The organism is Shewanella sp. UCD-KL12 (assembly GCF_001957125.1).
Taxonomy (GTDB): domain Bacteria; phylum Pseudomonadota; class Gammaproteobacteria; order Enterobacterales; family Shewanellaceae; genus Shewanella.
The window spans coordinates 78,680-97,343 of record NZ_MPHJ01000003.1 but is presented as its reverse complement, the minus strand read 5'-3'; the positions used below and the strand labels follow the sequence as shown (position 1 = coordinate 97,343).

General features: G+C 40.2%; 21 protein-coding genes and 1 other RNA gene. 6 read left to right on the top strand and 16 right to left on the bottom strand.

Annotated elements, in window-relative coordinates:
* Positions 1 to 137: 137 nt before the first annotated feature.
* The 3 genes from BM736_RS08170 to BM736_RS08160 form a co-directional block, all read right to left on the bottom strand.
* A complete protein-coding gene (locus BM736_RS08170; protein ID WP_076410745.1) occupies positions 138 to 2,021 on the bottom strand; it encodes a GGDEF domain-containing protein in 1,884 nt (627 codons plus the stop codon).
* Between the two features lie 244 nt (positions 2,022 to 2,265).
* Entirely contained in the window at positions 2,266 to 2,472 is a 207-nt protein-coding gene (locus tag BM736_RS08165) for a hypothetical protein (RefSeq protein ID WP_076410743.1), read from the bottom strand.
* A 90-nt stretch (positions 2,473 to 2,562) separates the two neighbouring features.
* Complete coding sequence (locus BM736_RS08160) at positions 2,563 to 3,378, bottom strand: SAM-dependent methyltransferase (protein ID WP_076410741.1); 816 nt, start codon at positions 3,376 to 3,378, stop codon at positions 2,563 to 2,565.
* 504 nt (positions 3,379 to 3,882) lie between these two features.
* Between BM736_RS08160 and bamE the strand changes: the two genes are divergently transcribed.
* Positions 3,883 to 4,407, top strand: coding sequence for an outer membrane protein assembly factor BamE (gene bamE / locus BM736_RS08155; RefSeq protein ID WP_076410739.1), 525 nt, complete (start codon positions 3,883 to 3,885; stop codon positions 4,405 to 4,407).
* Between the two features lie 92 nt (positions 4,408 to 4,499).
* Here bamE and BM736_RS08150 read toward each other — a convergent pair whose 3' ends face one another.
* Both BM736_RS08150 and BM736_RS08145 read right to left on the bottom strand, forming a co-directional pair.
* Positions 4,500 to 4,832 carry an RnfH family protein gene (locus BM736_RS08150; RefSeq protein ID WP_076410737.1) on the bottom strand — a complete coding sequence of 111 codons (333 nt, stop codon included), beginning with the start codon at positions 4,830 to 4,832 and terminating at the stop codon, positions 4,500 to 4,502.
* 50 nt (positions 4,833 to 4,882) lie between these two features.
* A complete protein-coding gene (locus BM736_RS08145; RefSeq protein WP_076410734.1) occupies positions 4,883 to 5,314 on the bottom strand; it encodes an SRPBCC family protein in 432 nt (143 codons plus the stop codon).
* Positions 5,315 to 5,620: 306 nt separating this feature from the next.
* On the opposite strand from BM736_RS08145, the gene smpB reads away from it, so the two are divergent.
* Positions 5,621 to 6,115, top strand: coding sequence for an SsrA-binding protein SmpB (gene smpB / locus BM736_RS08140; protein ID WP_012141754.1), 495 nt, complete (start codon positions 5,621 to 5,623; stop codon positions 6,113 to 6,115).
* Positions 6,116 to 6,284: 169 nt separating this feature from the next.
* Positions 6,285 to 6,640, top strand: a transfer-messenger RNA (tmRNA) gene (ssrA, locus tag BM736_RS08135).
* 115 nt (positions 6,641 to 6,755) lie between these two features.
* Here ssrA and BM736_RS25515 read toward each other — a convergent pair.
* The 5 genes from BM736_RS25515 to BM736_RS08110 all read right to left on the bottom strand — a co-directional run bounded on the left by BM736_RS25515 (position 6,756) and on the right by BM736_RS08110 (position 9,388).
* On the bottom strand, positions 6,756 to 7,232 hold the full coding sequence (locus tag BM736_RS25515) for a type II secretion system protein (RefSeq protein WP_076410732.1): 477 nt from the start codon (positions 7,230 to 7,232) through the stop codon (positions 6,756 to 6,758).
* 322 nt (positions 7,233 to 7,554) lie between these two features.
* On the bottom strand, positions 7,555 to 7,839 hold the full coding sequence (locus BM736_RS08125; protein WP_076410729.1) for a hypothetical protein: 285 nt from the start codon (positions 7,837 to 7,839) through the stop codon (positions 7,555 to 7,557).
* A 36-nt stretch (positions 7,840 to 7,875) separates the two neighbouring features.
* Positions 7,876 to 8,565, bottom strand: a complete 690-nt coding sequence (locus BM736_RS08120; RefSeq protein WP_076410727.1) for a hypothetical protein — start codon at positions 8,563 to 8,565, stop codon at positions 7,876 to 7,878.
* Between the two features lie 145 nt (positions 8,566 to 8,710).
* Entirely contained in the window at positions 8,711 to 8,953 is a 243-nt protein-coding gene (locus tag BM736_RS08115) for a hypothetical protein (protein ID WP_076410725.1), read from the bottom strand.
* A 120-nt stretch (positions 8,954 to 9,073) separates the two neighbouring features.
* Positions 9,074 to 9,388, bottom strand: a complete 315-nt coding sequence (locus BM736_RS08110; RefSeq protein WP_076410723.1) for a hypothetical protein — start codon at positions 9,386 to 9,388, stop codon at positions 9,074 to 9,076.
* A gap of 330 nt (positions 9,389 to 9,718) precedes the next feature.
* On the opposite strand from BM736_RS08110, the gene BM736_RS08105 reads away from it, so the two are divergent.
* Positions 9,719 to 10,120, top strand: coding sequence for a hypothetical protein (locus BM736_RS08105; protein WP_076410721.1), 402 nt, complete (start codon positions 9,719 to 9,721; stop codon positions 10,118 to 10,120).
* A 190-nt stretch (positions 10,121 to 10,310) separates the two neighbouring features.
* On the opposite strand, the gene BM736_RS08100 is transcribed toward BM736_RS08105, so the two are convergent.
* The 6 genes from BM736_RS08100 to BM736_RS25510 all read right to left on the bottom strand — a co-directional run bounded on the left by BM736_RS08100 (position 10,311) and on the right by BM736_RS25510 (position 15,990).
* Positions 10,311 to 10,613 (bottom strand): hypothetical protein, encoded by a 303-nt coding sequence (locus BM736_RS08100; protein WP_076410719.1) that lies wholly within the window; start codon positions 10,611 to 10,613, stop codon positions 10,311 to 10,313.
* 55 nt (positions 10,614 to 10,668) lie between these two features.
* Complete coding sequence (locus tag BM736_RS08095; RefSeq protein WP_076410717.1) at positions 10,669 to 11,232, bottom strand: hypothetical protein; 564 nt, start codon at positions 11,230 to 11,232, stop codon at positions 10,669 to 10,671.
* Between the two features lie 137 nt (positions 11,233 to 11,369).
* A complete protein-coding gene (locus BM736_RS08090) occupies positions 11,370 to 12,851 on the bottom strand; it encodes a DUF726 domain-containing protein (protein WP_083699968.1) in 1,482 nt (493 codons plus the stop codon).
* Positions 12,852 to 13,610: 759 nt separating this feature from the next.
* A complete protein-coding gene (locus BM736_RS08085; RefSeq protein ID WP_076410714.1) occupies positions 13,611 to 14,153 on the bottom strand; it encodes a phosphatase PAP2 family protein in 543 nt (180 codons plus the stop codon).
* Between the two features lie 355 nt (positions 14,154 to 14,508).
* Positions 14,509 to 14,850 (bottom strand): zinc ribbon domain-containing protein YjdM, encoded by a 342-nt coding sequence (locus BM736_RS08080; RefSeq protein WP_076410711.1) that lies wholly within the window; start codon positions 14,848 to 14,850, stop codon positions 14,509 to 14,511.
* 612 nt (positions 14,851 to 15,462) lie between these two features.
* A complete protein-coding gene (locus tag BM736_RS25510) occupies positions 15,463 to 15,990 on the bottom strand; it encodes a type II secretion system protein (protein ID WP_076410709.1) in 528 nt (175 codons plus the stop codon).
* A gap of 365 nt (positions 15,991 to 16,355) precedes the next feature.
* Between BM736_RS25510 and nrdG the strand changes: the two genes are divergently transcribed.
* Positions 16,356 to 16,889 (top strand): anaerobic ribonucleoside-triphosphate reductase activating protein, encoded by a 534-nt coding sequence (gene nrdG / locus BM736_RS08070; RefSeq protein ID WP_083699966.1) that lies wholly within the window; start codon positions 16,356 to 16,358, stop codon positions 16,887 to 16,889.
* Positions 16,876 to 18,657 (top strand): anaerobic ribonucleoside-triphosphate reductase, encoded by a 1,782-nt coding sequence (gene nrdD / locus BM736_RS08065; RefSeq protein ID WP_076410707.1) that lies wholly within the window; start codon positions 16,876 to 16,878, stop codon positions 18,655 to 18,657. The genes nrdG and nrdD overlap by 14 nt, the downstream gene beginning before the upstream one ends.
* Positions 18,658 to 18,664 lie beyond the last annotated feature (7 nt).

Sequence of the window (18,664 nt, the reverse complement as noted above, 5' to 3'; positions counted from 1 at the left end):
CAGGTTAACCACCGAAGAATCGTGTAGCCGCAGGTTTAGAAACAAGCGCCACACTCAGGACTAGGTTTTAACCATACTTCAGATCGAGTCGACAAGGTTTAAGTCAAATAGGCTAAAAAGGGCTTAAGTTAACCTAATTAGCCTAATGCAAACTTGCTAGCTTGATAGCCTGCGCGGCTTTGCTCCATATCAGCATGGTATACTGACACCCTATTACGTCCCTGCTTTTTAGAGCAATACATGGCAATATCAGCTCTATGTAATAGCGGGTCTAGACTCAGGTCACTCTGAGTATTTGAGGTCACACCAAAGCTAGCGGTAACCTTAAAGCTATGCCCTGAGTATTTTGTATTTATCTGTCGAATAATTTCGCAGCACTCATGGGCAAAACTCTCTGCAATATCACTTTTAGTATCAGGTAAAAATAGCGCAAACTCTTCACCGCCAAAACGTGCAAAGGTATCATCCCGTCGACAGTGTTTGTCTATCACCTCAGCAACTTTCTTTAACACCCAGTCGCCTGTGCCATGACCATAGTTGTCGTTGATGTTTTTAAAGTTATCTAAGTCAAACATGACAACACTGAATGACTCACCTTTGGTCGCAGCCTGGATAAAGCTATTTTCACCGATATTTTGTGCCGTTCCTCGGTTAAAGATCCCGGTCAGGGTATCGAGTTGAGCTAAACGCTTATATTTTCGCTTCTGAAATAACAGTACAAGTGCAAAGATGGCAAGCAGTATTGAGCCACCAATGATTAAGGTGAGCAGCATATGCTCATTGTTACGTTGGGACTCAATCAACTCCCTTTTAGTGGTGTACAATTCTCGCTCTTGATTTAGATAGCGAATTTGGCGCTCTTTCTCAAGGTAATCTAATTTGGTGGTTTCGAAGGCGACGATCTTGCTTTGAGTCTCTCCTAAAACTTTCGAATAATAGCTCTGATATAGTTTGAGGTTTTGTAGGGATTCCGCACTGTTACCTTCTAGCTCATTTAATTCTGATATAGCTTTATATACATCCGCTAGCAACTTTTTATCTTTTAGCGTTTCAGCAATGCCCAATGCTTTACTTAAGCGGACTTGGCTTGAAGTAAGCTCTTGTTCAAGTATATCTACTGACGAAAGCTGTAACTCAGCTTCTGCCACTTCAAGCTCATAGAAAATTGCTCGAGATAGATCGATTGATTTCAAGAGTAATTGCTTTGCTTTAGCAAGGTTACCCATCTTGATCTCTATATCAGCGATCTCACGTAGCCCCCCTGACATAAACATTTTCTCACCGGAGAGTTCACAAGCTGTATAGGCTCCCTCATGTAAGGAAACGATCTCTCCCCAGTAATTAGGATCGCTTTTGTGTACACCGTATACGCTTTTAGCGTATGAAAAAGTGACAAAACAACGATGTCGTAGCTCAGTGTAGCGATCCAATTTAGCGTATAGAGTCGTCGCATACTTTAATGCTTCTGTATACAGATTTATCTGTTGTAGTAACTCTACAGCTAACCTGTATCCGAATACTTCACTTTCTATATCATCGACAGTAATCAGTTTTGGGATCAATAGATGTAGTGTGTGAAATGCTTTTTCAAACTGGTTATCGTGAGAGTATATATTGGCTAAAAGTGCCAACTTTCGTGTTTCGTACTTCTGCATCTCAGCAGTATTAAACTCATCACTTGAGGATAAAATTGATATAGCTTCCTCAATCCTTCCAGCTAAAGAGTATGAGTGAGCTTTCAGTAACATGAAGCGTACTTTTTGGGTGTCGTCCATACTCACTAAGAGTTTATCTAACTCTTTTATAGAAAGAGAGACTAACGCTGGGTCAATTGTGCGTTTAGCTTCCAACATGGTGAGATGAGAATTAAGTTGAGAGAGGCTCACCTCTTCAGCTTGCGTAAAATGGCTAACTAGCAGAGCAAATAAAGTAGCAATGATCTTAAGGTGAGATATGACATGGCTAGCATGCATTGAAAAATGATTCTTCATAGCTAACGTTATTGAATAATCATTTATCATTTTACTTTTCCTATCAAGCATACGTCTTAGTGAAGCCAATATTGCTTATCTCACCTTTAAAATAGAATTGACACATACTAATAATCACAAAGACACCTGAAAGGCTTTTAGTGATTAAAAAGCGCAGTTACGTTTTACTTTCATAACTACGCTTAATCAGTTCAGTGTTGAATGATAGCAAAATTACCCTGTTTTTTACCATTGAGTCAGTAAAAGCTAGGTGATCAAGCATTCACTTAGTATTTTAATCTGGATTAACGATATACTTTCCGTATGCCTTTTTATCACCTGTAAGGTCAGTTAGGCTTTTCTCATCACCAGAACGCATTGCAGCTTTCTCCTTATCATTTAACCCAGCTTCTTCCATCACCAATTCAGGGTTTTCAAGGTATTTCGCTTTTAAGTTTGCATCTGAGCTTAGGTTTTCTAATAGATCATTTAACTTCGACATCAACATTTCCTTTTTGTTATGGTTTAGTTTACAGCTAGCTTAGTTGTAGGTTTCTCTTTCAAATTAACTATTTGTCTTCTAGCACTAGCTTTAACCCAAATCGGCTGCAGTGATCCCTAATTTGGCTAAAACCTTATGGTTTATCTCCAAAGACTGAGATGGGGGGATCATTAAAGTGCTAATAGCTGTTAAACGAGCAAAAGGCAGATCTTTTAAAGCTAACTTATCTACCCTTGCTTGCTGTGTTGGCAAATTGGGCGCTTCATAAATAGTGATCTCGTGCGCTAACGGATACCATTCATTAAGCTGCTCGACCAGTACCTGTAGTTTATCTGGTGACGTATTAAACTCTGTCAGCGTATGTTCGCCAGCAATACCTATCTGCCATAAAACCAGGTGTGTTGTAGGGTCTGGCACATGCTTATAAAACATAAACTGGCTAGCTTCAAAGCTTTGATGGCCCGACTTACCAGGATCAATACCTAAATCGGCCCATAAGCAAGCTTCAGCAGAAATACCGGGCTCCATCATGGCGCTGTATCCTTCGCCTCTTGCTTGTTCAATAGCAAAGTGAGAAACACAGGCAAACACCCCTGGATGGCCATAAAGCGCGCAAACAACTTTGCTGCCATTACGCACTTCACTTAAGATAGCTTGCACCATTTGGTTATAGGTTTCTCGCCGGCTCTTAACCTCATCCTCCTGTGCATAGAAAGGTTGAAGACTAGATACATTGTTATTGAGAGTTTCAAGCCAGCGTTGAGCGAATCCATCAGGAACTAACGAAAAAACGATATCGGCATTTTCAATATAACTCTTACTCAGCACACTAATTTGTCCAGCTAGGTTTAACCCTGTACCAACACACACTAAGCTACCTTTTTGAGCACCTATCTGCACTGACATTCATTTTTCCTGAACTATTTAAAGCCAAACACATTCTCATAACTTTCATACCAGTTTGCAAGTGCTTATTGCCTCGTAGACAACTTTAAACAAATTAATATGTTGCAGCTCAATCTATCTCTAAAAATCATCCCCCTCATAAAGATGTTAATACTTAGTGATAGTAGTCACGAACAAGGTAGAGCTCCTCCTTTTATTAAGAACACAACTCACAGGAATAGACTCAAGCGTATCTAAATGATAAAAATGGCTCAAAATATTGGAACCAACCGTATAAAGCAGTGTCGAAGCGTTACCAAAATTTTTTTGCTTTATCAAAATGGTGGACATATGCAGCCGGTGACGATGTTATAGTCGCTCTACCTATGTCTCAAAAATAGGTAACAAGATTTAAACCACTGTATTTAGGCAAAGTGTTTCATCAGCCCTACAACGATAAGCCTTGTCATCGAGGCCCGTGCTTGGGTATGATGACCGACAGATTTTTATGAAGTAGCGTATTCAATGACATTTAAAAAGAAAAGTCTCACCCTTTTGGGCGCAGCTGCGCTCTCGTTATCCATATCTGGCTGTAGCGTTTTTGACTGGTTGATCTATAAACCCGATATCCCGCAGGGCAACTATATGGAAACTCAGCAGGTTGAAAAACTACGTATCGAGATGACGAAAGAGCAGGTTGAATACATACTCGGTAAGCCTGTGTTACGTGATAGTTTTGCTGATGATACTTGGTACTATGTTTACCATTATAAAAGTGGCCGTGATGCCAGCATCATTCATAAAGAACTGATCATTCATTTTAATGAAAATGATCAATTGACTAAGGTGGTTGGTGATTACGATCTTGCTGAAGATTTTGATACACCTCTCGAACAGAGCCGATTACCTGACGCTCCTTCGATAGAAGCAACAACTGAAAAGTCTGTTGAGGGCGATGAAGAACCATTGATCCCAGAACAGAGACCAGATACTAAACCATTAGTTGAAGAAGATGATCCTGAATCGCAGGCACAAAAGAAGTTTGAATAAACTTTTTTAAAGCTATTGTTTGTAGCTCTGCCTTGGACATTCCAAGGCAGTATCTATAGCAATTCGATTAAATATCTATTAAGTAATAGCGTCTAAACTTTAGCACCAGTTTTTTTATTGATTCGCCCTTCATCTTTTGCCTTTTCAGCACGCCTACGACGCACATCTTTAGGGTCGGCAATCAAAGGCCTGTAGATCTCAACTCGCTGCCCTGGCGTTAACACTTCAGTATGCTTAACCAATCGACTAAAAATACCCAGTTTTACACTGTCGAGATCAATCTCTGGGAAATAAGCCTTCATTCCACTTAACTCAACAGCTTCGATACAAGTCGTCCCCGGAGCAACTTTTATCTGAATGCGCTTTTGTTGTGTAGGTAAAGCGTAGATAACTTCAACTGCAAAGTTTTCCTGATCTAAGTTCATCAACTTTTCTCTTTCTAATATGAAACTTTCTCGTGGCTAAGCACTAGATTTTATTGATAAATAACTTTAGCTCGCCCAGTGAATGCAGTCACCATGGATGACATTAGCTCTTTAAACACTTTGCCAAAGGCTATCTCAACCAAAGAGCTGGAAAATTCAAAGTTCAATTCAAAATCGATTTTACAGGCATCTTCGGTCAACTCAGTAAAGCGCCATTCACCTATCAGGTGGTTGAAAGGGCCATTATCTAATGCTAATTGAATACTCTTGCCTGGGACCACTTGATTTATCGTCGTAAACGTCTTGCTGATACCCGCTTTAGATACATCAACCGATGCAAGCATGGTCTCGCCATCAAACTCGAGTACTTTCCCGCCAACGCAGCCGGGCAAAAACTCTTTATAAGATTCAACATCATTGACAATTTCATACATCTGCATTGCACTAAAGCGCACTAACACACTGCGGGATATTTGGGGCATTCGACTCTCTTACCTGAAACAGTTATCTCAACAACTTGATTAAACGAACGAGCATTGCAGCAACTGAATAACTTACTGCAGAGCACTAATGAAAGGATTTTAACACGAACGTAGAAAAACGCATATTTACCTCCTCAGGTTCTAGTTAGATTGTTGAAGTCGATACAGGTCTACATCCTAAGAATCCCCTTAGAGGGTTAACTTTTGCTCAAAAACCAAACAAACCCACGCTATTGTGCATAAATGTTTGAATATTTCGTTAGCAGCAATTCCAAAAAGTCTGTCCCTGCGTATAATAGCCAGCCTATGGCTAAGAAAAACGCAAAAAAATCAAAAAACTCCTCCGCATCAATTGCACGTAATAAACGCGCAACCTTCGATTATAAGTTCGAAGAGAAGATGGAAGCAGGTCTATCCTTAATGGGATGGGAAGTTAAGTCTATTCGTATGGGCAAGGTAAACTTGTCTGAGAGCTATGTATTTATGAGAGATGGTGAAGCCTTTCTCTTCGGTTGTACCATAGCCCCACTGAATACCGCCTCAACCCATGTAGTGTGCGATCCTATGCGCTCACGCAAACTTCTGCTCAAGCGCAAAGAGCTAGATAAGCTACAAGGGCTAGTTGATCGCAAAGGCTACTCTATTGTTCCAATCTCAATGTATTGGCAAAAAGGTGCTTGGGTAAAAATCGAGATTGGTCTTGGTAAAGGTAAGAAAGAGCACGATAAGCGTGACGACACTAAAGACAGAGAATGGCAGATTGAAAAAGCACGTACCATGAAGAAAGCGGTACAGCAGTAAGCAGCTTTGAGCAACAAAGAGCAGCGATAAAAAAACGATACACAACAATCCGAGCGTAGAAAGTAAGTTAAAGCTTATCTAAAACGGTTGGATAACGAACAAACGGTATAGCGAGTTGCAAAACAGGCTTGGTAATCAAGTCGCAACGCGTTACACTTGTTTTGTACTTGGGGGCGATTCTGGATTCGACAAGATTCTCGAAACCCTGGGAGCATGCCGAGGGGCGGTTGGCCTCGTAAAAAGCCGCACTGTTATAGTTGCAAACGACTCTAACTACTCTCTAGCAGCTTAGGCTAGCTAGCCATCTTGCTCACGTTTATCAAATGGGCAGAGTATTAAGATGGTCACCTTTACATTTGATAGCGAGGGAACCACGTTCAGGGGTGAACCGCGAAACAGTACTGAACTCGCCAAATGCAATCCTGTCTTTCGGAGTGTACTTGGTTAACCAAAAGAGAGACTAAGCATGTAGCGCCTTGGATGTAGGCTTTTTGGACGCGGGTTCGAGCCCCGCCGCCTCCACCAAATACTAAAAAAGGCCAACCACTTCTTATTACAAGAATGGTTGGCCTTTTTTATATCTAACACTTCCTTTTGCATCAAGCGACCATCACTCAATTTAGAGTTTAATATTACTCACCTATTTACAGCTAACCACCTCTAGGCTGTACTTCTTGTTACTCTCCGTTGGTGGTTGATAAACAAGCCAGCATTTTCTGTCTGCATGTATTTTTGAATAGATCCAAGATTCCCCGGCACCGAAGCTTGGGGTCACAAGCCAGTCAGCATCACCAGTGCCACCGATTGACTGCGTCATGTTTTCAACTAGCCTTGGTAGATCAGCATAGGCATTGGTTGGATAGCCGTAAGCGAACAGATCACAATCAGAACAAAATTCAGGTTGAGCAGAGGCTGAGCCCTCCTTACCTTCTATAGCCATCTTGGCGTAAGATATGATTAGGGCACTATCAATCGTTCCTTTCATCGCCTTAAGTGAGGCGTTTGCCGCATCATCACTCAAGCTGATGAATCTAGGCGCTGCAGTAATGGCTAAAATTCCCAAAATTATGACCACGACTACAAGCTCGATTAATGTAAAACCTTTATTATGTTTCAATCGCCTCTCCTTATAAGACACGCACTGACGTTGTTTTTAAACCCGCTGTATTGCGAAACAAGATCGTTGGTACAGCAAAACATATATCGACTTTGGGTTGCCCTTATCATCTCCCCGCCACAGCAGGGGCAAACATGTTTATCCACTATTTACAACATTCTTGGTTGCCACAGTTAATTCTGTTACATAAAGATTTATCCCTATAAAGGAAGCGTTTCATGTAAATATTTTTCTAGTACTTCAGGAAGCCAATATTACTTTTATCACTACCGTTCTCTTACTATAAAAAACCATATCCACACGGAAATGGTGGAAAAACGCCCTAAAGTTTGTCTGCGAATTTTTTGCACTTCTGTGGTGAAATAAGCCAAGCTTTTTTCTTCTCTTTTAAAAATGCTTCGATGTAATCCCCTTTACCTACATGCTCACGACCTATCTCATCAGCCTTTATCTTTAACCCGAGTGCTTTAAGCTTGTAGCCTGGCGTATCTTTTAGCTTTAAAGCACAAACCTCATACTTAGCAGCAAAAGACGCCCCTACCTTCTGGGCAAAACCAGCATTTACACAAAATGAAGCCAACAGGGCAATAAATAACAGCTTTTTCATTGATATTTTCCTATTCAACCCATTTGGGTTATTGTTTTATTTAGTATTTTTTCTATTTTTAAATAATCGCCAAAGATTAATAGCAGCAGCGGCAATTGCGGCTATAGATAAAGCTGGGAGCGCTACAGAAATAACAACGACTCCAGCAGCATGGATAATCAACAAAATTAATAAGTTGATATTGTTCAGCTTGCTTCCAGGATTTTTACTTATCGGCTCTGGTACCTCAGCTAAACTGATAATCTTTGATAGAGCTTTCTCTTGCTCTATATTTTGGCTAAGCAGTGATTCGAAACCTCCAATAGTCTCGACGATAAAGCTCACTGACTTATTCACAGCTCGCTTGTCCTCCTTCAATTCCCTCCTTAAAGCCTCAACCTCCCCCTCAATCCTGTTTAGCTCCTTGCTAATAGCACTAATACCTAACTTTTTTGTTGCCACCTCTTTTTGAACTTCAGACAAGTTAAAGCTATTAAAACGACTCATAGAAACGTCAACATTACTGTTTTTCGATATAAGTACAGCAACTCTATCCTCTAGTGCTTGCCTTCTTAGAAGCATCTCTGCGGCCAGCTTTCTTAGCTCTTTTATTTTTAATGTGAAGTTAGTCTCTTTGTTTCGATATCTTTCTTGGATTGATTGTGACTCAAAATTTAGCGCTTCAATTTCAGCCTCAACTGCACCTATCTTCTTTATAACCTGAGTTTTTTGTTCTACTACACTCATGGTCCAGTCTCTTGTTTATTGAAAATTATGTGTAAGGCTTTCATTAGGTAGATAGATGTAAATCTCTGATGGCTATATTGATACTGAAATGCCACAACCCTTTTGAGCCATTAGTCGCTTTAGTCAGCCATATCTAAACCTCCCTTTACCTTAAGCTGCTTCTTCTCTTTAATTTGGAGAGTTGATACTCAAGACTTGCTCTAATGACTGTTAGTCTCTCTAGCTCTGAATGCATCTCTGCGAGTTGTTGCTCGACTAATAACTTGTCAGCTTTTGCAATTTCAGCCCTAGACTTAAGAATGTCAGCCTTATGAGCGCAATGTATAACCCAAGACCACCACACAATCGCAATCATGATTAAGATTGAACTTACAGTTCCCATATCCATCAGGTAACTCCTGCAGCTTTGATAACCGCCTCATCTATGCTAAAGATGCTCACAACTCGATACTGTTGAGTTTTAAAAATGCTAAACCAATCAAGCCAACAAAAATGCATACAGTAGCCACTACAACACCACCACTCTTTGAGCAATTGCGTGGTGAAGTTGTGAAGAGCCAGTGATCCAATGTTCACTCCCTTGCGCTTGAGCATCCATAAACTCAGAAAAACGCTCTCTTGCCACCTCTTCACTCTCGGCGATAATAACTTCTATGTAAGCGTCGTCATCACCGTAGTGCCCAACTACAACCCACATGTTCTCAATAACATCACTGACAGGCTCACATGAACGACAAACAGGAAGTCCATTAACTTCTCGGTGTGATAGTTCAGCCTTGCAGATAGAGCAAGTTGATAAGATACATACATTTTCGTTAATCATTTCACTCTCTCATTTATTGGGTTTGATCTTAATCGACTTGTAAGAACAGCTCGGTAAAGGTGCAAAGGTCGTTAAGTACCTGTTCAACTGTTACTTTTAAGCACCATAATCACTATCAGTGTTACCCTGATGTTTCTACGACGGCATTTTACACGCAAAACAGAGGGCTGCAACCAAAAAACCCTCCAAAGAGGTAAAAATACACGAAAAATCCCCACATATTGATATTAATCATATTTTCAACCGTTGAATGAATATGGAGGGTATTAACTTGTGTTCCCTCCTTACGAGGTGTATTCTTGATTCACATAAATAATTCGGAGTTGAGTTTTGGATAAAGTGAATGATGTAGGCGATCTTGACGAGCACGAGGTCATGGAATCCTTCAGGAAGATGAAGCGACATGTTGGCTTAGTCTATTTTATGAACCCAATTAGACTTGACTCGTATAGAAACATCGACGATCCCAAGTATCGTGATCCAACTAATGCTGAAGTTATACAGGTCATAGATACTATGATATTTATTGGTCACTGCAAGACTGATATAGCCAGAATGCTTGGCCTCAAAACTGCGAGCAAAGATAAGACAAAAGTACTTAGGAAGTGGTGTGATGGTGAACGAGATGAGGTATCGAGTATCCCTTACTCATCCTGGGTTCACTTATTAGTGTTAAGCGGTAAAACTTGCTTATACAACGTGGTACCTGATGAAGGCTGGACTCGGTCTTAACAATGACTAACTAGCACGAGTAACCTCTTTTCTTTAATGAGCATAGGCATTCATACCTATAATGAGGGCAGTAAATCAGGCAATTCCCAGATTACTGCTCTCGATTCAAATTGGTGATAGTATGGCTTTATCTAACTATTTTAAATTCGATTATATTTGGAAATAACCCCAAACTGGACTGCCTCGAGTCTTATGACTCACTTCCCTCCCTTCCTATGACCTCTGTAGCCTTCTTTTTTATTTTGAGCTTAGCAGCATCTATAGCTAGTTCTTTATAGCTTTTGGCCTCAGGCTTTATTCGCATGCAATCCCATACCGTTACAACCCAGCCAGAAAGAATCACGATTGCTGCGATACCGCAAAATATATCAAACCAAGATAACTCTTGCTCTGTAGCGAGCGAGTAACCAATAGAGATAATTGCAGGCAAGCAGACTAACGGAGCAATGAAAATCGATGAAGCACCTACACTACCAAATATTTTTTCCAACATTACTACCTCTTAAGTAGACGCCCTGACGAGCGAACTCGTTCTGTATATTTTCCAATTATATTCCTTGAGCTTCTAACCCATCAAAGTTGTAATATTGAGAAGTAAAGCTCCTGTGGAAACGCATAGGGTTAGGAGTTGCAATAAACTCACCACCACAGCCAGGGTGAATAAAGCCTGTTTGTTTAGTACCATAATATTGAAATGCATCAAACCCGAGCGAGTAGTCCCCATCAAAGGGACTCACATGACTACTGCCACAGTCCAGGCACTTCTCTGTATTTATCCGCTTTGAGATGAGGTGAAGAATTAAGGTTTGCTGGTCAATTACTCCTTGGTAATGTCTCACCATGTCACGCGCTGACTTACTAAGAAGTTGCATCAATGTTCTCGTTTTAAACCGTTTGAGCTCTTCTCTAGATTCAATGATTTTTCGAAAACAGCCATCAGGATCAAAATACTCTATTGGCTTAAATGATCCACAGTCATGGCACCAACCTAAATGCCTATTCAAAGGGATTTGATAGCCATCTAGAAGATAGAAAAACTGTCCCCAAACTACTGAGGAACTGCCATGAAAGCCACATTTAGCACAGTCAAGATCTATGGAAGGCATTGACATATTTTGCGTCACTCTTGAATAATTAAATGATAACAAACAGTATGGAATATGGACTAACAGCCATAAACTCCAAAAGAAGTTTTTAGTTCAATAAACAATAAGGTAATCTGAAGTTAACGTCAGACTCCCCTAAACAACTATTTATCGATATCAATATCATAAATTAGCCGCAATATCTCAGAGTAGTTTTCTTTCCATTTCATATGTGAATCAACGAAATTAGTACAATCTAGATTGGATATTTTAGGTGCTTCAAAAGGGATAGGATAATACCCTATAGGTTTTGTTAATTTAGCATTCGCAGTTTCATATAGTCTTTTTAAGACCATATCTTGTTTGCTATAACAATTATACAAATTCCCATCTATTGTAGAGATGGCACTCATCCAGCCTTTTTCATCATCCTTACCTACAGCCCCACCAAGTAAAATAACATCATCGATATATTTTTGGCTTTTAGTCCCTAAAGCTGCCAATGCATAATAAATGACTCTGCAACCCAAGGAGTGTCCGACAAGATTAAATTTTTGTCCCGATGTTCTAGAAATGCTTTCTGCTAGTTGTGAGCCAGCTTGTGCAGCTCTTAGCATAGCTGAATGCCATGGATTAGAGATGATATCTGAAATTAATGCGATACTTGCCGCAGGCCCCATTCTAGCTGCGGCCTTAGCGCCTCCTTTCTTAGCTAGTGCAGCTAAAGCGACTTGCGCACCTTTCTTTCCAACTCCACCAGCAAATGCTGCACCTAGGTTAGCATTACTTTTTGAGTCCCAAGTAACCCCATATGTAGAATGCCTCAACCCCGCAAATAATTGCTCAGCTTGCCAATCATGGAAATCTGTTTCCCCCTTTTGTGTAAAGCCATTAACAAAAATTGTTCTTACGTCCGAGCCTTTTACGTCTCTTAGCCTTTTTATAGAAAAACTTTTGTCATCCCCATGGAATTTATTCGCAACAACGCCACCTAAAACACCACCTAACGCAGCCCCACTTGCAGTGACAATCATAGTTCCAGCAGCTACAGAACCACCAATAGCCGCTAACGATGCGCTTGTTAATGCTGCACCATTTAATCCAGCAATTGCAGCTCCTGTCCCTGAAGCACCTAACACCCCCATATTTCCAATGGCTGCAGCAATAGGCCCAGCAGTTCCGCCTGAACCTATAATGGCTCCAATACTTACAACTCCAACACCAGCGTAAGCCAAGTGTTTCACTGGTTTAGCTAGGTTTCGTTGCTCTCGAATAAATAGTGTTTCATACTCTGAGATGTCATCTAGCTTTTTAGATAAGGATTTAAAAGAAGCAATTGTTCCATCATGCTCTGCACAAAGTTCATTGTTCCAACTTTGGTCAATTTTTGTAAAAGCAGAATTTACACGCCCTAAAGCTTTTAAAGCCCCATGCTCTTTTTCATCAGCAAGACGAGCTATCTCTATCTGCTTTAACGTTTCAGAGCTTGGAGTACTTTTCGCCATATGATTACAGCATCGGCATTGCACAGTACTATTATTACAACTGCAACATTGATAAATATTCCTAGTTAAAAAACTTTGCACAACTTTAGTGTGCTCGGCATGTTCAAAGCACCATGAACAATAGCTTGTGATTTTTGACATAATGATAAGCCTTTAGAGCAGCAAGAAAACAATCAGGAGTTACATCCAACGGAAGAAAGTCTCATACTCTTTCTCCTACACAACATCTGCTTAGTACATCTGTAGATAGAAATTGAGAAACCAGATCTTACTTGAACCTTTTCTTTGTCTTTTGCTCTCTATTTTTTTAATATGGAGTTAAACTAATAATGCGAACCATACAGCATTTTAGAGGGTTAATAACAAATAAACCTCCCAGTAAGAGTAAATACCAAGCCTTAACTACAAAAAAACCAGACTTTGATCATATTTTGGAAGTTTCTAGCTTTTGATTCATTGTGATAATGATGAGCAAGATGTATTTCCAATAGTTTTGCGTTTAATTGCTATAAACTTCAATGTGGTTGTAGAGAGTTTGTATTTACATAAATGATATAAATCTAGATGAGTGAAATGAATTGATGACTGGAGTCACAACGAACAAAGGTAACACTAAAGGTAACACCCTAAATTAACAACAAAACTGAATTAAATAAAATCAATTAGGTAGCAACCAAAATCGAGCCCCGCCGCCTCCACCAAATACTAGAAAAGGCCAACCACTTCTTATTACAAGAATGGTTGGCCTTTTTTTATGCTTAATTTTAAACAGTTACGTGATATCCCTTGCTTTTTCTGCACCTCCCCCTTCCAAAATAATCATGACCTTATCATTTATCAATGGTAAAAAATGATTGATGGTGGCAGATAAGCCCCCTTATTGAAATTTTCGGCTCAGTGCTAGAACCTATAATTTACTGCTATTCCCTGAGCATCTTTACCCATTGAGATAGGTACAACAGATAAATTAGGATCTTCAAATTTATCTGTTAAGAAGTAGCTTACTGTGTAGGCCAGTGCAGCCCCCGCTAGAACGTCAGTACTCCAATGCTTATTAGCCTGCACCCGAGAGTAAGCAACACCAGTAGCTGCCAAGTAAGCAGGCAGACCATATTCCCAGCCATAGCGATGATGCATAAAACTGGCACCACTAAAAGCAGCTGCTGTATGGCCACTAGGAAAGCTACGGTGTCCACCACAAGGCCTATCAATATCAGTAACCGTCTTAGTGACCTCAGCGATGCCTTGGGTAATGAGTAGGCCTTTAGTTAACTGCCATGCGCCTTCTGAATCACCTTTGAGCCAAGCAGTAATATAACCAGCAGCAGGAATAGCGATCTGTGCGTAATCACCATAAGTACGCCAGTCATTGTTAATGCTTTCTACGTGTGCAGAAGCATTAAAAGATAGACATAGTACACAAAGTGAAAACAGCTTTTTCATGTAAAACCCCGTTGAAATTAAGATTAATTTGGCGAGCCGTTAGCTCATGGGGCGCATTAGACCACTAAGAGGTGCACGAAATACCATTAGCACTTTTAGTGATTAGTAGTCTTTATCGGGGAGTGGTTTGCAGATACTAAAAAGGCAGCATAACTATAAGCATGTTTTGGGGGACATTCTTGGCGCGAGTAGAATTTGCTTTAGAATTCAAACCTAATGCGATGTTGTTCTGTGGGTCGCGAGCTGGCATAGAGATACCGTCAGGAATAACGATAGCTTCAGCACAGTAGCCCATATAAAAACATCTGCACTAGGCAGATGTTTTTATGGTCTAATTTTGTAACTTAACAATCAATTAGTTTTGTTTTCTAACAAACTTAGATTTAAGCATCATCTGTCCGTGACCATCAACCTTACAATCGATGTCATGGTCTGAGTCTACAAAACGTTTGATAACCGCTTTAGTACCCACTTTAAGCACTAATGATGAACCTTTGACTTTAAGGTCTTTGATTAGTGTCACTTTATCATCTTCTGCTAATAGATTACCTACAGCATCTTTTAAGATAATAGCATCAGGATCAACAATAACTTCGTTAGGGTTCCATTCATGAGCACATTCAGGGCAAACGAGCAGTGAACCGTCTTCGTATACGTATGTTGATTCACACTTCGGGCATGGTGGGATAGCGCTCATGGTATTTTCTCTTCAATAGGTAATCTGTTGAATCATACTTGATCTGTCATTTTTGGAAATGAACGTCAATATAACTCGCTTTTCAAAGAGGTATTATAATCAAAAATTCGTTTATCATCTAGATTGGTAATCTAATCCTGTGAACAAGCCTAGATAGTTAGCTATTATTGATTGCTAGCTTTACCACTAAACTTTACCTACAGACCTTGGCCTCTTAATTTTTTGCATGAAAAAGCCTGCTAAAAAGCAGGCTTTGAAGAGAGAAGAGAAAAGCGCGTCGGGGGCTAGCTTGTTTCGTACATACTTTTTACGACTTACATTACTACTTACTTTACAACTTACATTTACACTTGCTACTTGCTACTTGCTACTTGCTACTTGCTTCATACGTACTAAAGAGAAAACAGGGTTATGCTATTTCCCTCGCTAACCGCGCTGTAAGCCCAGAAACTAACACGGTTGCTACTTTTAGCATCGTGACACTCAAAAACAAACCCAAACAATCACGAGCCAAAATACGCTTTTCATTAAACAGTATAGTAAATAATTTTTAAGTTTCTTGCGTAATAACTAAACATTCTGACGCTTTATTTGTAAGAACATAATAGCGAGTTAGCAACCCGCTAGCTCGACGTCATAAACTGGTGCAGCGTTTGGGTCATCCTGATCGCAGCTATCAGGGTTCACGGTGCCGTAGGCTTGCTGGTACATAAAATAGCATTGGCTAGCCTTTATATTTTGTTGGCCAAAGCCGAAATAGATTTTGTCGACACCTTCAAATTCAAAGCCTAAGCTGTCATCACTATAATCTAGTCGTTTAGCCACATCAGTGTTATCTAAGTAACCGCATTTAAGTCGAGTCTCAAATACTCCATCACCGTCAACATCCACATCGGTCAAGTCACCACGACCGGGAACAGGTTTTGCTCGGTAGCTAGACAGCTTAGATAGCAGATACATCTGCTTATTCGCTTCCTTCACTGCTGAGCTAAATTGTTGTAATACGGCATCCTTTGCATCAACACTGAGATTAATAAATCGACTCGATGCAGTAATGGCTAAAATAGCCAAAATAACAATCACAACCACTAGCTCTATCAAGGTAAAGCCCTGAGAGCTTGTGTACCCTTTTGCATCCATTCAGTTAACCATTGCATATACATTTTCAGGAAACAAATTCTGCCCATAAATGTTACAACTTTCAAGTTTTAAGCGTGATCCCGGTACAAGTCCTGACCATTAAATCAACAAACTGACAATGTTAACGACTACTGTACTAATCGTGTAGAACAAACGCTCAGTAATAAGCTCAGCAACAAACTAAGTAACTAACAGCAATCATTCTAAAACGCTATATATGGACATAAAATCACGCCAAACCACTATATCCTGTGCTTCGTTTTTAATTTTAGTTAATTAGGTTTGATCTAAGTCAATTACCTACCACTATAGATCACTATATATTGTATCTCATAATAAAAATACAACTATATATGGACATAGTCATGTACTTTAACTGTCTAGCGCCCTCTATTGTTTTCCAAGAGGTTCCCGGAGAGATCGCGCTTTGCTTCAGCATCACAGGCTGTAAAGTTGGCTGCAAAGGCTGTCACAGCACCGAAATTTGGAATGAAAAAAGCGGTACGCCTCTCACTAATACAAGCTTTACCTCTTGGATTGATAAGTACCAAGGGCTTATCAGCTGTGTGCTGTTTTTCGGCGGTGAGTGGCAAACAGTTCAACTGATTGAAAAGCTTAAAATCGCCAAACATTATGGCTTAAAAACCTGTCTATACTCTGGCGAAAAATATGTAGATATGGCTATTAGCGATCATCTGGACTTTCTAAAAACAGGCAGATGGGTCGCTGAACTCGGTGGACTCGATAGCCCGTATACCAATCAAGTCTTTCGCGATATGAACTCTAGCCAGAAGCTCAATCATCTATTTGTCCCTAGCTCCCCCAATGGCTCAAATGCCCCGACTAACCTATTTTCACTAACACAACAAAGACAAGGAGCAGATAATGTTGCGGCTTAATCAAGATCAAATCGACAATAAAAAGGGCTTTATCAAGCACTACTTTCAGGCCAGGAATGCGGCTGAAGGCTCTAAAATGGACGCTAATGCTAATGTAACCCATAAAAATATCGCAACACTAGAAGCCGAGTTATTAAAGGACTGCTTTGTTCAGATAAATCGTGGCTTAGTACACGATAAAATCCGTGACACTTTTGATGAGAATCTAGCTAAAGAGTACCTCAGACAGATTGAAGAGCATGAGATCTATGTTCATGATGAAACTAGCCTAAAGCCCTACTGCACATCGATTAGTATGTATCCTTTCTTGCTAGATGGACTAACAAATCTCGGAGGAGAGTCAAAAGCGCCTAAACACCTTGAGTCTTTCTGTGGCTCATTTGTAAACCTTATCTTTGCAGTGTCGTCGCAATTTGCAGGCGCTGTGGCTACCGTAGAGTTTCTAACCTACTTTGATTATTTTGCTCGCCTTGAATATGGAGAGGATTACCTTTCAACACACCAAAAGCCAATTGAGAACCATCTGCAACATGTCGTGTATGCCATAAACCAACCCGCTGCGGCTCGTGGTTATCAGAGCGTATTTTGGAACCTTTCAATATTCGACCAACACTACTTTTCCTCTATGTTTGGTGATTTTGTTTTTCCTGACTTTAGCAAGCCTCAATGGCACAGCGTTGATCGATTACAGCAGTTCTTTTTAGGTTGGATTAACAAGGAGCGTGAACAATCCATCCTCACTTTTCCTGTTATTACTGCAGCTATGCTCACTGAAAATGGTCAATGTAAAGACCAAGACTTTGCATTAAAACTTGCCGAGCAGAAGTCGGCTGGTAACTCTTTTTTTATCTACCTTTCAGATAGTGCTGACTCATTAGCCTCCTGTTGTCGCTTGCGCAATGAGATAACAGATAATACCTTCTCCTATTCACTCGGTGCAGGTGGCGTAGCAACTGGCTCTATAAACGTTATCACGCTAAACATGAACCGTTTAGTGCAGGATGGCCGAAGCTTGCAGACCGAAATAGAGAAGATACAAAAATATCAGGTGGCCTACAGAAAGTTGATGGAGGAATATTTAGCCCAAGGTGCGCTATCGGTTTATGATGCAGGCTTTATATCCCTAGATAAGCAGTTTTTGACCATAGGCATTAACGGTATGGCCGAAGCTGCAGAGTTTTCTAATATTCAAGTTGGCAATAATTCCGAATATAAATCCTTTGTGAGTAAGCACCTTAAAGTGATATTCGACGCTAATCAACGAGCTAAAAAAAGTTACGGTTTTATGTTTAACACTGAGTTTGTGCCCGCCGAAAACCTAGGAGTGAAAAACGCTAAGTGGGACAGAAAAGATGGCTATCAAGTGAATCGTGACTGTTACAACTCCTACTTCTATTTAGTCGAAGATGAGCAAACCAATCATCTTGATAAATTCATTCTCCATGGCAAAGAGATAAATCAATATCTTGATGGAGGCTCTGCATTACACCTTAACTTAGATGAAGCACTCACAACAGATGCTTACTTAAAGCTATTTAATGTCGCGGCTAAAACTGGCTGCAACTACTTCTGTACCAATGTAAAAATAACTATCTGTAATGAGTGTGAAGCGATAGACAAACGGACCTTAACTCACTGCTCATCTTGTAACAGCAGTAACATTGATCATGGTACGCGAGTGATAGGTTACCTTAAACGCGTCACCGCCTTTAGTGAGGCAAGACAAAAAGAACATGGGCTTAGGCATTACCATAGGCAAACGGCTTAAACCAGTC

Coding starts and splice junctions, on each gene's coding strand:
- BM736_RS08170 (WP_076410745.1), bottom strand. CDS start 2,021: ATGATAAATGATTATTCAATAACGTTAGCTATGAAGAATCATTTTTCA.
- BM736_RS08165 (WP_076410743.1), bottom strand. CDS start 2,472: ATGTCGAAGTTAAATGATCTATTAGAAAACCTAAGCTCAGATGCAAAC.
- BM736_RS08160 (WP_076410741.1), bottom strand. CDS start 3,378: ATGTCAGTGCAGATAGGTGCTCAAAAAGGTAGCTTAGTGTGTGTTGGT.
- bamE (WP_076410739.1), top strand. CDS start 3,883: ATGACATTTAAAAAGAAAAGTCTCACCCTTTTGGGCGCAGCTGCGCTC.
- BM736_RS08150 (WP_076410737.1), bottom strand. CDS start 4,832: ATGAACTTAGATCAGGAAAACTTTGCAGTTGAAGTTATCTACGCTTTA.
- BM736_RS08145 (WP_076410734.1), bottom strand. CDS start 5,314: ATGCCCCAAATATCCCGCAGTGTGTTAGTGCGCTTTAGTGCAATGCAG.
- smpB (WP_012141754.1), top strand. CDS start 5,621: ATGGCTAAGAAAAACGCAAAAAAATCAAAAAACTCCTCCGCATCAATT.
- BM736_RS08125 (WP_076410729.1), bottom strand. CDS start 7,839: ATGAAAAAGCTGTTATTTATTGCCCTGTTGGCTTCATTTTGTGTAAAT.
- BM736_RS08120 (WP_076410727.1), bottom strand. CDS start 8,565: ATGAGTGTAGTAGAACAAAAAACTCAGGTTATAAAGAAGATAGGTGCA.
- BM736_RS08115 (WP_076410725.1), bottom strand. CDS start 8,953: ATGGATATGGGAACTGTAAGTTCAATCTTAATCATGATTGCGATTGTG.
- BM736_RS08110 (WP_076410723.1), bottom strand. CDS start 9,388: ATGATTAACGAAAATGTATGTATCTTATCAACTTGCTCTATCTGCAAG.
- BM736_RS08100 (WP_076410719.1), bottom strand. CDS start 10,613: ATGTTGGAAAAAATATTTGGTAGTGTAGGTGCTTCATCGATTTTCATT.
- BM736_RS08095 (WP_076410717.1), bottom strand. CDS start 11,232: ATGTCAATGCCTTCCATAGATCTTGACTGTGCTAAATGTGGCTTTCAT.
- BM736_RS08090 (WP_083699968.1), bottom strand. CDS start 12,851: ATGTCAAAAATCACAAGCTATTGTTCATGGTGCTTTGAACATGCCGAG.
- BM736_RS08085 (WP_076410714.1), bottom strand. CDS start 14,153: ATGAAAAAGCTGTTTTCACTTTGTGTACTATGTCTATCTTTTAATGCT.
- BM736_RS08080 (WP_076410711.1), bottom strand. CDS start 14,850: ATGAGCGCTATCCCACCATGCCCGAAGTGTGAATCAACATACGTATAC.
- BM736_RS25510 (WP_076410709.1), bottom strand. CDS start 15,990: ATGGATGCAAAAGGGTACACAAGCTCTCAGGGCTTTACCTTGATAGAG.
- nrdG (WP_083699966.1), top strand. CDS start 16,356: ATGTACTTTAACTGTCTAGCGCCCTCTATTGTTTTCCAAGAGGTTCCC.
- nrdD (WP_076410707.1), top strand. CDS start 16,876: ATGTTGCGGCTTAATCAAGATCAAATCGACAATAAAAAGGGCTTTATC.